Raw genomic sequence first — 12,561 nt, 5'->3', positions numbered from 1 at the left:
GAAGAGGAAACGGCATGGCAGCCATGGCAAACGTACGGACGCATGCGAAGCCGGTCATTCCGGCGGCTCTCGCCAGCATAGGCAGATGTGATCACGTGGACGCGGTGGCCGTGGACCTGCCTGCGGGCACGAATGCGATCGACTTCACGCGCTCCGTGCTACAGGCCACGCCGGAATGGGTCCATTCCCTTCTCACCCTGCGTGACAAAGTGATGCAGCCTTTCGGTCTCCACGCACAGGAGCGGGTCACGGCGGAATCAATTCGCGTCGAGGCCGGAGCGAAACTGGGCCCCTTCCGTCTGCTGGAAGTGAGCGACACGGAGGTCCTGGCCGGTGACAACGACAAGCACCTGGACTTCCGGACGTCGTTCGCGGTGCGGAAGAGCGCGACCGGCACAGGCACGGAAGGGGTGTGCACCACCGTCGTACGGTTCCACCGCCGAGCCGGACGTATGTACTTCATGGCCATCCAGCCGTTCCACAACCTGATCATCCCGCGCCTCGTCGGCGGCGCGTACCGCACCTGATCCTGCGGTCCCTACGGCCCTTGCGGTCCCTACGGCCCTGCGGGCCCTGGGGTGCGCCGGCCCGTCGACCCCGACGTCAGTCCGGCGTCCGTGCGACGGCGGGCAACACGTCTCCGAGTCTGCGCAGGAGGGCGATCAGCCGCTGGAGGTCGGGTTCGCCGAACAGGTCGCCCAACTCCCCGTGGAGCAGCAGGGCTTCCTCGGCGGCTCTTTCAAGACGGTCGCGTCCCCGGGAGGTGAGCGCGATGAGTCTTCGCCGCCGGTTGGCCGGGTCCGCCGTCTTGGTCAGCAGCCCGTCCGCCTCCAGGCGGTCCACCAGGACGGTGAGCGTGGACCGGTCCACCGAAGCCAGTGAGCCGAGTGCCGACTGGTCCAGCTCCGCGTGGTGGAAAAGGACTACGAGCACGGCGAACTGCGGGCTCGTCAGCTCCGGGACGCGCTGGTGCCAGAGCGCCGACCAGGCCTGGCCGGCACGGCGGAGCTGATGGGGCAGGGCCTCTTCCAGGGACATGCGGCGCAGTTCGGATCCAGCCATGCACCCATCTTATTCCGTGTACGGAATTTCCGTCCACCGACCCTGGGCCGCCCTGGATCATCATGGATTGTGATGGACCGTCACGTCTTGTGATGGGCCGTCATGGATCGTGATGGGTCGTCGTGGGCGGTCATGAGTCGTCATGGGCCGTCGCGGGCGGTCAGGTCTCGGGGCCGGTCAGGGTGGGGTGCGGCAGCGGGCCGGCCGGAGGCGCCGGGCCGGGCGCGTGGTCGCCGTCCGCCAGGGCCGAAGGGATCCGGTCCAGCAGGACGAAGGCGGATTCGAGGCCGGCGAACCGGAACAACCGCATGACGCCGGGCGCCCCACGGACCACGCGCAGGGTGCCGCCCCGCGCGGTCACGCCGTCCTGAACCGCGATCAGCAGCCGCAGGCCGCCCGGGTCCAGGAAGGTGACCGGCCGCAGATCGACCACCACATCCGGCGCGTCTCGGTCGATCAATTGCTCCACGGCGGGTCCGAGGGCCAGGCCGGCCTCGATGTCGATCTCTCCGAACAATTCGAGCACGGTGGACGCTGCCACCACTCGGTCCCACAGGCCGAACCCGGATGCGTTGGCACGCATGAGGAAACCCCCACGATCCTTTCAGAAGAGGCACAACAGCACGCGGACCGGTCGACTGCTTCCCAGCGCCGGAGCACAGCAGCGCCCCCAGGGTTCGAGGCGGCACTGCTCGGGGTGCACGCACCATCATGCCCGCTCGCCGCCCGAGGGGCCCCGGCGCCGAGCAGAGTCGATCGGATCCGATCAGCGGACGACAGCCCCCGGTCCGGGCGTCTCAGCGCGGCGGCTCCTCGGTCCTGCGCGGGACGCGGACCACGTCCGTGGGGCGTGACGGGCGGCGCCGGGACGGGAGTTGAGGCTGCTCGGGCGGATGGTTGCGCGGGCCGCGCTGACGCGGCGGGGCGCCGGCCAGCAGGGCGCTCGTGCGGTACAGGTACTGCACCTTGATGCGCAGGGCCCACGGGTCGAGCGGCTTGATCAGGTAGTCGGCGACGCCCAGACGCAGTGCCTGGTCGGCCGTCGCGGCGTCGTGGCCCATTCCGGTCACCAGGATGACGGGGATCAGCTGGGTCTGGGCCAGGCGTCCGAGATAGCCGGCCACATCGAGCCCGCTGACCCCGGGCATCACCACATCGAGGACCGCTACCGCTATGCCCCCGTGCAGCGCGGCCTTGAGAGCGGCATCCCCGCTGGTGGCGAGTTCGAGCGGGTAGCCCAACGGCGCGAGGATGCTCTCCAGGGCGAACAGGTTGTCCTCGTGGTCGTCGACCAGTAGCACCTTCATGTCCGTGGACATGGCCCCATCACCTTCGGTCGGGAGCGCCGGATAGGCATATGCCCGTTCGCGGCCACTCGTACGCAGTCGGGGAGCACCACTGTGGTGTGCATGTGGGGAATGCACATGTGGCATGCATGTGCCGGGATGGTCCGGACGTAGTCATCGGCTGGCGTGGTGGACCGAATTCTCGCACCGGGCGCCCCCGAACATCAGGGTGCCGACGGGGTCGGTTGTCCGCAGCGCCGTGGCACCCCGTGCCGACCCGCACGTGCCACTGGCTCATGTCCGGCCCGACGGCATCCGGATGACACCTATGGGTGAACCCCGCCTGCGGCTACGGGCGTACCCCACCCGCGGCCCGGAACGCCCTCAACCTGCGCACGGCAGCCGCCGTGCCGGGCTCCGCCGGTCGTGACCGCCGGGATCACAGTGGTCTGAACCACCGTTCGGTGCGCGGAGCTTGATCCGTTCCGGCCTCCAGAATGACCGGATGATGATCCCGTCATCCCCTCCCGTCCGGTACGCGGCCCGGAGCGGCGAGCGATGAAGACGCCCCCCGCCGGCCCCCGCGAACCGTCCGCCGCCCGCACCCCCAGGGTGCTCGGGGCCGCGGTGACCGGCGTCGTGCTGGTGCTCGTCACCGGCTGGCTGCTGTTCGCCGTCGTACCTCGCGCGCTCGGCGAGGAGCGGGCGTTCGCCTCGGCGGCGAGCTGTCCGGCCGGCCGGGTCTCGACGGAGTGCCGGTATACGGTCCGGGCCGCGGTGACCTCCGTGGCTGCCGACCACCGACACCGCTCGACGTACTACTGGCTGAACCTGGGCCCCGTCCGGGACGCCTCCGGGGCGGCGCGGCCGGGGGGCCCGGGGCCCGCGCCGCCGAACACCGGCCGGCCCGCCGGGGGCGGGGCCGAGGCGCCGGCCCGCGTCAAGATGGACGGCCGCACACCGGTGTACGCCGCGGTGCGGCCGGGCGCGGTGCTCCATCTCACGTACTGGCGCGGGGAGATCAGGTACGCCGACTTCCAGGGGCTGCGCCAGTACACCGCCGCGGACCCGCGGGGCGGCTACCGGCTGCCGCTCGCCGGGGCACTCGTCCTGCTCTCCGTCGGCGGGACGTGCCTGCGCAGCGCCTACTGCTGGTCGCGGTGCACCGCCGAGCCGCCCGGGCACGAACCCTGGCGGCTCGCCGTGCCGCTGGCGTCGGTGCTGCTGATCTCCTGCTTCGCCTTCGGTACCCCCTGGGTCGGCGGCGGCGTACCGACCGCGCTGCTGCTGACGGCGGTCGGCGCGCTGCCGGTCCTCGCGGGTGCCGCGTGGCTGACGCACCGTCATCATCGGCGCGGCACCGACACGATCAAGGTGGCCCCCCTGGTTCCGCTCGCCGACGAGTGCTTCCCGGGCACGGTGCTCGGTGAAGTCCCTTACAGCCGCGCCGACTTCGCCTATCTGGTGGCGGGCCCGGGCCTGCTGGCCGCCACCCTCGATCCGGCCGGCCGAATCGCCCGCCGCCCGGTGCCGCGCACCCTCGCCGTCGTACGCGTCAGACCGCCCTACTGGACCGACCCGGGCCCGCGGCCCGCCCCCGGAGCGCAGGTGGTGGAGTGCCGGGACGGGACGACGCCGGTGTACATCGTCACGGAACCGCACTGCGTCGCCCGGGTGTTGGGCGCACTCCGGCACCCCACGGAGGCCCAGCTCCGGCCACCCCGCCGGGGACGGAGACCATAGAGCGGGCCTCCCTGTGCGCTTGCCCCCGACTGGGCAGCGCGAGCCCCCACCGGACGGGACGCCACTCCGGACGGCGCGGCCGCCACTCCAGCCGGCGCGTGCAAGCCACTCCGGACAGCACCCCCCGGCTCCTCCGGACAGCCCGCCCCCGCCCCTTCGTACGGTGTGAGCCCACACCCGCACCACCCGCCGGGGAGCGTGTCACTTCTGCGGTGCCGGCTCCGCCGCCAGCCACTGCGCGAAACCGATGGTTCCCCGGGCGTGGGGGTGGTCCGACGCGAGGTGGCCGGCGCGCAACGCCCGGCCCAGGCGGCCAGGGAGCGGGACGGGGAGGAGAACGGCACTGCGTGCCGTCGCGGCGCGCCAGGCCGTGGCCAGAGCACGCAGGTCCGTCCGCTCCGGCCCGACCACCTCGATACGGCCGAGGCAGGGGGCGGAGCCGGCCGCGTCCGCGACGGCGCGGGCGGCTTCCACCGCGGCGATGGGCTGGAGCGTCACGCCCTTCGATGCGAGCAGGAAGCGGGCGCGGACGGTCGCGGCGAACGCGCTCGCGGCGAGCTCGTGGAACTGGGTGGCCCGCACGATCGTCCAGGGCACCCCGCCCGCCGTCACCAGCGCCTCCTGCTCCGTCTTGACCTTGTAGTAGGGCATCGGCACCCGGTCACAGCCCACGATGGACACGCATACGTGATGGCCCACCCCGGCCGCGCGCTCCGCGTCGAGGAGCCGCCGCGTGCCGTCCACCATGGTCGCGCGCATGGAGCGCGGGGAGGTGGAGTTGGCCGCGTCGACCACCACGTCGCAGCCCGCGAGCGCGGCCACCAGGCCCTCGCCCGTGGACAGGTCGACCGGGTACTGGGCCGACCTGCGGCTCAGCACCCGGACCCGGTGGCCGCGCGCCCGCAGTTCCTCGACGACATGACGGCCGAGCGTCCCGGTGCCGCCCGCGACGGCGATGTCCAGCGTGCCCGTGCGGGCACCCGTGTTTTTTGCGTTCATGGTCAAGGGACGGGACAGGCCCGCCATCTGTGACACCCGGGCACATGCGGACTGCGCCGGGCCGTACCGGACACGTACGGGACCGTCAGCGGTGGAGGGACTGCCCGGCCTCGCTGTGGCCCTCGGGTTCCAGCTGGATCGTGGAGTGGGCGACGTCGAAATGGTCCCCGACACAGCTCTGGAGCCGGGTGAGCAGCGCCCCGTACCCGCCGTCCAGGGCTGCCTCCTTCACCACCACATGGGCCGTGAGCACCGGCATCCCGGACGTCACCGTCCACCCGTGCAGATCGTGTACGCCGGCCACACCCGGCTCGGCGAGCAGGTGACGGCGTACCTCGGCGAGGTCCATGTCCTGCGGGGTCGCCTCCATCAGCACATGCAGGGCGTCGCGCAGCAGTCCGTACGTCCTCGGCACGATCAGCAGCCCGATGACGATGGACGCGATCGGGTCGGCGGCCTGCCAACCGGTGAACAGGATGACAAGGCCGCCCACGATCACCGCGACCGAACCCAGGGCGTCACCCAGGACCTCCAGGTAGGCGCCGCGCAGATTGAGGCTCTTGTCCTTGGCGTCCTTGAGCAGCCACAGCCCCACCAGGTTCGCGACGAGCCCGCCCACCGCGACCGCGAACATCAGCCCGCCCCTGACCTCGACGGGCTCGCTGAAGCGGCCGATCGCGGACCACAGGACCCAGACGAAGATCGCGGCGAGGAGCAGTGCGTTCAGGACCGCCGAGAAGATCTCCACGCGGTAGAACCCGAAGGTGCGCCGCGGGGTCGGGGCCCGCTGCGCGAGCGTGATCGCGCCGAGTGCGAGGGACACGCCGATCGCGTCGGTGAGGCTGTGCGCGGCGTCGGCGAGCAGCGCGAGGCTCCCGGAGAGCAGCGCGCCGACCACCTGGATGAGGGTGATCGACGCGCTGATGCCGATGGTCCACAGGAGCCGCTTGCGGTAGGTGCCGCTGAGCGTGCCGGATGCGGCGGACGGCGCGCCGTGGTCGTGCCCCATACGCGCCTCCTCGTGCCGGGCAGGCCCCCGCCCACCTCAGAGGATCACGAGGTGTGGCCCCCCGCCACCCTGGGCGCGGGCAGGACGGGCGGGCCCTTTGGCGCGCCGCGCGATGCCCCTGTTGCCCCCGATGCCGCTGCCTGTGCCGCCTCCGCCACGGCCACCGCCACCTCGGGCAGCCGCACCCGGTCGGCGGAGGTACCCGCTCCGGTGGGCCGCATCCACTCCGGGGCCGTCCCCGCCGGCGCCTCTGCATGGAGCGAGCCGCCATCGGACAAACCGCCAGGAGGCAGATCCTCGTGGAGGGGACTCCTGTGGATGGGGCTCCTGTGGATGGGGCTCCTGTGGAGGGCATCCTCCTGGAGGGAGCTCCCGCTGCGGGACTCCTCATGAAGGGCAGCCGCATGGGGGGAGTCTTCATGCGGGGAGCTCCCGTGCGGGGAGCTCCCGTGCGGGGAGCTCCCGTGCGGGGAGCTCCCGTGCGGGGAGCTCCCGTGCGGCAGGGATTCCGGCAGGTCCGCGTCCTTGTAGCGGCGTACCGAGGCATGCCAGTTCAGGATGCCCGCGATCCAGTCCTTGAGCTCCGCCACATAGGTGTCCAGCGCCGCCCGCCCCTCCTCCTCAAGCTCGAAGTCCTCGTACAGGACGGGGAGTTCGTTGTCGATGACGTGCTGGAACTGGCGCAGCCGCGACCGCATCAGATCGTCGACGATGCGCAGGCCCGTCGGGTAGTCGCAGGTGAAGAAGTTCTGCACGACGAGGACACCGTTGTGCAGCTCACCCTCGTACTCGATCTCCTTCTGGTACGAGAAGACGTCGTTGAGGAGGCAGCAGTAGTCGGCGGCGGCGTTCTCCAGGTTGCGGATGGGCCCGCTCTCGTGGATCCCGGGCGGCAGCAGGTCCGCGTGCCGCATCCGCGCCAGGCTCATCGTGAGGTCCGAGCCGAACGTGAAGCGGCGCATCTCGATGTAGTCGACGGGGTCGGGGATGCGGTGCTGCGCCTGGTTGTGGAGCTCCCAGAGCCAGCTGTCCAGCATGTCGTCGACCGCGCGGCGGAACGCGGCGCGCGCCTGCGGGGACATCGGGCCGGCGGTGCGGGCCCACAGGTCGGCAAGGCCGCGCTCCATGGGCGTCTCGGCCGACAGCACCCCGGCCTCCGGCCGGTCGACCGGCATGCAGGCGCAGAGCCGTTCGTTGGCGGCGCGGGCTCCCGCCAGGTCGCGCCGGCGCCCGTACAGCATCGGGTAGTAGTCGTCGCCGTACGTTCCCCAGGTCAGCCACTGGGCGCTGAGCTCCAGCTCGTCCGGCGTCGCGTCGGGGTCGAGCCCGGCCGAGCAGAGCGCGAGGTCGTACCCCGCCATCTTCTCGGCGTCCCAGATGTCGTCGAGCAGCCCCATACGCTCCGCCCACGCGATCGACGCGTCCCGTGCGCCGGCCACATGGGGGTTCAGCGTGAGCGGGTAGGGCACGTCGAAGTCGGGCAGCAGGGAGGGGCCGACCTTCTGCATGGGTACGTGGGTGAAGCTGCGCTGCCGGGCCGCGGCCGGGCGCCCGAACAGGGTGGTGATGTCGAACGCCGAAGTGCCCAGCACCCCGCCGACGAGGGAAGGCCCGAGCGAGGCGGCCTCGTTCATGTAGCGGCTGGAGCGCATGTGCCACTCGTGGCCGCCGGACTGCCAGTCCTGGAGCCCCTTGACGTACGCCCCGACCGCCGCGCTCTGGTCCGGGGTGAGCCCCTTCTCCAGGCACAGGCCCGGGACTTCGGTGAGCGCGGTGTTCTCGAACTGCTGGAGCCGCGAGGTGAGCAGGTCGTTGACGGCCTCGGCCGCTTCCTGGGTCGTGCAGCCGAGGAAGGTCTCAAGTACCAGGACGCCGTTGCTGAGTTCGCCCTCCTCCTCCACCTCGCGCTGGTAGGAGAAGAGGTCGTTGCGCAGATGGACCGCGTCGGAGAAGGCGTCGGTCAGGACCCGCAGGGGGCGTGATCCGGCCACGGAGGCGGGGAGTTCGGCGTGGGCGGCGTACTCGATGAGCCCCGCGGACCACGGCGCCCCGCCGACCTTGCGCCGCATCTCGATGTACTCGACGGGGTTGGCGATGCGCCCCGCATTGATGTTGGCGAGCTCCCACAGCGACTCGTTGAGCAGATTGCGGGTGCTGACGGCGAAGCGCTCGCGCCACTCGGCCGTCATCGACGGCACGGTCCGCGCCCACAGGTCGGCGAGGCCCGCCTCGACCGGGTTGGTCGCCTCGGGGAACCCGTCGGCGAGGTCCATCGGCATGAACGCGGGCAGCCGGTCGAGGTAGGCCTTGCCGCCCTTGCGGTCCAGGGTCCGCTTGAACATCTCAAGGAAGTGGTCGTCGAAGAAGAACACCCAGACGTACCAGTCGGTCACCAGGGCCAGCTGCTCCGCGTCGCAGTCCGGGTGGGTGTACGAGCAGAGCAGCGCGTAATCGTGCGCGTCGAGGTCCTTCAGCTCCCAGATGCCGGAGCCCTCCAGCATGCCCATCTGCCGGGCCCAGGCGCGCGAGTGCGTCCTGGCGGACTCCAGATGGGGGTTGAGCCGGGCCGGATACGGCAGATAGAAATCCGGCAGGACAAAAGGCTGGCTCACTGCGGTCGCCCCTCTTGGTACGCACATGATGACGGTCCGACCCGAACTACCCCACCGAAACGGGCCCATTCGGACGCCTTGCACCTGTCATGCGAAAGCGTGAGTCCCTTCGAAAAGGGTCACGTCGAGCCCCGGGCTGAGCAAGGCAGGTGCCCTGCGCATGGTCATGTCCTGGAAACGACGACCAGAGCTTCCGGTCACCAGCGGCTCGGCCGGCGTGCGGCGGGCTGCGCGGGAAGAGGGGTGCGGGAAGAGGGGTGCGGGGCGTGGCCGGGGTGCGGGGCGTGGCCGGCGTGCGGTGGGGGCGGGGGCCGCCGATCATCGAGGCATGAACACAACCCTTCGGCTCGCCCAGCAGCCCGAGGCCGACGAACTGCTCGGCCGCAGCCCGCTGGCCGCGCTGGTCGGCATGCTGCTCGACCAGCAGGTGCCCATGGAGTGGGCGTTCTCCGGCCCGTACACGATCGCGCAGCGCATGCGGGTGGACGATCTCGATGCCGGGGCGATCGCCGCGTACGACCCGGAGGCGTTCGCCGAGCTCCTCAAGGAGAAGCCGGCCGTACACCGCTACCCGGGGTCCATGGCGAAGCGGATCCAGCAGCTGTGCGCGTTCCTCGTCGAGGAGTACGGGGGTGACGCGGCCGGGGTCTGGGAGGGCGCCGGATCCGGCACGGAGCTCCTGGCCCGTCTTCGCGCGCTGCCCGGGTTCGGGGAACAGAAGGCGAAGATCTTCCTCGCCCTGCTGGGCAAACAGCTGGGCGTGCGTCCTGCGGGGTGGCGCGAGGCTGCGGGGGCGTATGGCGAGGCGGGGTGCTATCGGTCGGTCGCCGACATCACGGGGCCGGAGTCCTTGACGAAGGTACGGGCGTACAAGCAGGCGGCGAAGGCGGCCAAGTGAGCCCCGGGGGGCTTTCCCACCCACCCGCCCGTGACGGATGCCGAAAGGTCCAGCCCCCTGGGGCTCCGCCCCAGACCCCGCCCGCGCCTGAACGGCGCTCGTCCTCAATCGCCGGACAGGCTGAAGATGCCCATGCCGGCCGGCATCAAGCAGCCAGGGGCGCGAGCAACCACGCACGGGCCGCACCCGAAAACCGGTCCCCCAAGGGGCGCGAGGAACTGCGCGAGCAACCACACACGGGCCGCACCCGAAAGCCGGCCCCTCAAGGGGCGCGGGGAACGGCGCGAAAAGCGGCTACCGCCCCCAGGGCAGAACGGGCTTTGGGGGCGCGGGGAACTGCGCGAGCAACCACGCACGGTCCGCACCCGAAAGCCGGTCTCTTAAGGGGCGCGAGGAACTGCGCGAGCACCCACACACGGCCCGCACCCGAAAACCGGTCCCTCAAAAGGCGCGGGGAACGGCGCGAGACGCATGCCGCCGGTCGCGGCGTCCCCGCCCCCGGCAGGGGTTTCGGGAAGGGGTGGGGAGGGGCAGACCCCCGGCGCAGCCGACCACAACCCGCCACACCACAACAGCCGCGCCACGCGGAACTACGAACTACGAACTACGGACTACCTGCGCCGCGTCCCGAAGATCGACCGCGAGATCTCCCGCCCCAACTGCGTCCCCACAGACCGCGCCAGCGACCGAAAGACCCCGCTCCCCACGACCTGCTCCGCGAGCGACACATCCGGCTTCTTCGCAGCACGGTCGGCCGGCCCCGGCCCCGGCCCACGCGCACCCGGCGCCTGCCCGCGCGCACCCGGCCCCGACGCGCCCGCCGGGGCATCCAGCGCGGCCGACACCGCCTCCGTCTCCCTCGCCCGCTCCGCCGCCGACAGCTTCTCGAACGCCGACTCGCGGTCCACCGCCTCGGCGTAACGCCCGTACAGCGTTGACGACTTGACCGCCCGGTCGAGCGCCGCCGCCTCGATGGGCCCCATCAGGGACTGCGGCGCCCGCAACCGCGTCGCCGCGACCGGGGTCGGCGCGCCGTTCTCGCTCAGCACGGTGATCACGGCCTCCCCCGTGCCGAGTCCGGTCAGCAACTCCTCAAGGTCGTAGGGCGACTTGGGGAAGGTCCGCACCGTCGCCTTCAGCGCCTTCGCGTCGTCCGGCGTGAAGGCCCTGAGCGCGTGCTGGACGCGGTTGCCGAGCTGGGCGAGTACGTCGCCGGGTACGTCCTGCGGGGTCTGGGTCACGAAGAAGATGCCCACGCCCTTGGAGCGGATCAGCCGAACGGTCTGCGTGATCGACTCCAGGAACGCCTTCGAGGCCCCGGTGAACAGCAGGTGCGCCTCGTCGAAGAAGAAGACGAGCTTGGGCCGGTCCACGTCCCCGATCTCGGGGAGCTTCTGGAAGAGGTCGGCAAGGAGCCACATCAGGAAGGTCGAGAAGAGCTGGGGCTTGTCCTGGACGGCCGGGAGTTCCAGCACCGACACGAGGCCCTTGCCACTGCCGTCCGGCGCGAGCCGCAGCAGCTCGCTCGTGTCGAACTCCGGCTCCCCGAAGAACGACGCGGCGCCCTCCTGCTCGAACGCGGTCAGCGCCCGCAGGATCACCCCGGCGGTCGCCGTGGACAGCCCGCCGATCCCCTTGAGCTCCGCCTTGCCGACGTCCGACACCAGGAACCCCACGACCGCCCTCAGGTCCTTCAGGTCGTACAGCTCAAGGCCCTTGGAGTCGGCGTAGTGGAAGATCAGGCCGAGCGACTGCTCCTGCGTATGGTTGAGCTGAAGCACCTTCGACAGGAGTACGGGGCCGAAGCTGGTGACCGTGGCGCGCAGCGGGATGCCGGGGCCGATGCCGCCGAGCCCGTAGAACGCGCAGGGGAAACCCGCCGCCCGCCAGTCCTGGCCGACCTGCGCGGAGCGCCCGGCCACCTTGTCGCCCGGCTCGCCGGGAGCCGAGATGCCCGAGATGTCGCCCTTCACGTCCGCGAGGAACACCGGCACGCCGTTGGTGGACAGCTGCTCGGCGATGAGCTGAAGGGTCTTGGTCTTGCCGGTGCCGGTGGCCCCCGCGACCAGGCCGTGCCGGTTGAGCATGGACAGCGGGATGCGTACGGGCGCGCCCGGCAGGCACTGCCCGTCCCAGAGGAGGGCGCCCAGCTCCGTCGCGGGTCCGGTGAAGGCGTACCCGGCGGCGATCTCGGCGGCCTCCGGGGGCAGCGGGGCGTCGACGGCACCCGGACCGGCGACGGGCGCGCCAGGGGCGGGCGCGCCAGGGGCGGGGGCTCCGACTGTGCCAGGGCCGCCCGAGCCTACGGGCGCCGTGTCCGGGACGGCCGGGGCAGGCGCGTTCGGGTCGGTGGGGGGCGCGGGTGTCCCGCCGGGCGCTGGGGCGGGATCCCGCACTCCGGTTTCGTCCGGGTCCGCGGCGCTGAGGGGCGCGGGTGCGGGCGGCGTCCGGTCGCTCTCGGTCATGACGGGCCCCCTGCGTCGGATTTCATGCGTTTCGCCCAGGATTGCACTCGGACTCCATGGCTGCGCCCGGAGCCGCTCGCCCGGTAGGCTTTCCGTGTGATCTTCAAGCGCATCGGAAGCGGGCGGCCGTACCCCGACCACGGCCGGGAAAGCACCCGGCAGTGGGCGGACGTCGCGCCGCGCCCGGTCCGGCTCGATCAGCTCGTGACCACCAAGGGCCAGCTCGATCTGGAAACCCTTCTCGCCGAGGACTCCACGTTCTACGGCGACCTCTTCGCGCACGTCGTGAAGTGGCAGGGCGACCTGTACCTGGAGGACGGGCTGCACCGGGCGGTACGGGCGGCGCTCCAGCAGCGCCAGGTTCTGCACGCCCGCGTACTCGAAATGGACTGAGCCCGACAGCCGGGTGAGCCTTTCGGACCCTTTGACGCGCATACGGGCGCATACGCGCGCCAACCGTTGATCGTTTAGTAGGCATCGTCACGGG

Annotated in this window: 10 protein-coding genes and 1 pseudogene; 4 read left to right on the top strand and 7 right to left on the bottom strand. The window is 71.5% G+C overall.

The genetic code is table 11. The features are described from left to right. The first annotated feature begins 14 nt into the window (after nt 1–14). Nucleotides 15–527, top strand: coding sequence for a DUF2867 domain-containing protein (locus ACGFW5_RS11010; protein ID WP_393833879.1), 513 nt, complete (start codon nt 15–17; stop codon nt 525–527). A gap of 76 nt (nt 528–603) precedes the next feature. Here the strand turns inward: ACGFW5_RS11010 and ACGFW5_RS11005 are convergent, their stop codons facing one another. The 3 genes from ACGFW5_RS11005 to ACGFW5_RS10995 form a co-directional block, all read right to left on the bottom strand. Beyond that, nucleotides 604–1,062, bottom strand: a complete 459-nt coding sequence (locus ACGFW5_RS11005) for a MarR family transcriptional regulator (protein WP_393833878.1) — start codon at nt 1,060–1,062, stop codon at nt 604–606. A 160-nt stretch (nt 1,063–1,222) separates the two neighbouring features. Further along, on the bottom strand, nt 1,223–1,645 hold the full coding sequence (locus ACGFW5_RS11000; protein ID WP_393833877.1) for an STAS domain-containing protein: 423 nt from the start codon (nt 1,643–1,645) through the stop codon (nt 1,223–1,225). A 214-nt stretch (nt 1,646–1,859) separates the two neighbouring features. Continuing rightward, nucleotides 1,860–2,381 carry a two-component system response regulator gene (locus ACGFW5_RS10995; protein WP_393833876.1) on the bottom strand — a complete coding sequence of 174 codons (522 nt, stop codon included), beginning with the start codon at nt 2,379–2,381 and terminating at the stop codon, nt 1,860–1,862. Nucleotides 2,382–2,906: 525 nt separating this feature from the next. Here ACGFW5_RS10995 and ACGFW5_RS10990 point away from each other — a divergent pair. Beyond that, a complete protein-coding gene (locus ACGFW5_RS10990) occupies nt 2,907–4,091 on the top strand; it encodes a hypothetical protein (protein ID WP_393833875.1) in 1,185 nt (394 codons plus the stop codon). A 201-nt stretch (nt 4,092–4,292) separates the two neighbouring features. Here the strand turns inward: ACGFW5_RS10990 and ACGFW5_RS10985 are convergent, their stop codons facing one another. The 3 genes and pseudogenes from ACGFW5_RS10985 to ACGFW5_RS10975 all read right to left on the bottom strand — a co-directional run. Beyond that, nucleotides 4,293–5,090 (bottom strand): SDR family oxidoreductase, encoded by a 798-nt coding sequence (locus ACGFW5_RS10985; RefSeq protein ID WP_393833874.1) that lies wholly within the window; start codon nt 5,088–5,090, stop codon nt 4,293–4,295. A gap of 85 nt (nt 5,091–5,175) precedes the next feature. Further along, entirely contained in the window at nt 5,176–6,099 is a 924-nt protein-coding gene (locus ACGFW5_RS10980) for a cation diffusion facilitator family transporter (RefSeq protein ID WP_393833873.1), read from the bottom strand. Nucleotides 6,100–6,569: 470 nt separating this feature from the next. Beyond that, a pseudogene (locus tag ACGFW5_RS10975) lies at nt 6,570–8,711 on the bottom strand (germacradienol/geosmin synthase); the annotation flags it as partial. A 328-nt stretch (nt 8,712–9,039) separates the two neighbouring features. On the opposite strand from ACGFW5_RS10975, the gene ACGFW5_RS10970 reads away from it, so the two are divergent. Beyond that, nucleotides 9,040–9,609 carry an HhH-GPD-type base excision DNA repair protein gene (locus ACGFW5_RS10970; RefSeq protein ID WP_393833872.1) on the top strand — a complete coding sequence of 190 codons (570 nt, stop codon included), beginning with the start codon at nt 9,040–9,042 and terminating at the stop codon, nt 9,607–9,609. Nucleotides 9,610–10,220: 611 nt separating this feature from the next. Here the strand turns inward: ACGFW5_RS10970 and ACGFW5_RS10965 are convergent. Then, nucleotides 10,221–12,074, bottom strand: coding sequence for a helicase HerA-like domain-containing protein (locus ACGFW5_RS10965; protein WP_393833871.1), 1,854 nt, complete (start codon nt 12,072–12,074; stop codon nt 10,221–10,223). Between the two features lie 96 nt (nt 12,075–12,170). Here ACGFW5_RS10965 and ACGFW5_RS10960 point away from each other — a divergent pair, with 96 nt between their 5' ends. Beyond that, nucleotides 12,171–12,467: a type II toxin-antitoxin system VapB family antitoxin gene (locus ACGFW5_RS10960; protein WP_053725882.1), complete on the top strand. Its 297-nt coding sequence runs from the start codon at nt 12,171–12,173 to the stop codon at nt 12,465–12,467. Nucleotides 12,468–12,561: the final 94 nt, after the last annotated feature.

The organism is Streptomyces sp. NPDC048416 (assembly GCF_043200435.1).
Taxonomy (GTDB): domain Bacteria; phylum Actinomycetota; class Actinomycetes; order Streptomycetales; family Streptomycetaceae; genus Streptomyces.
The sequence above is the reverse complement of the archived record's forward strand: the minus strand, read 5'-3'. Positions and strand labels throughout refer to the sequence as shown.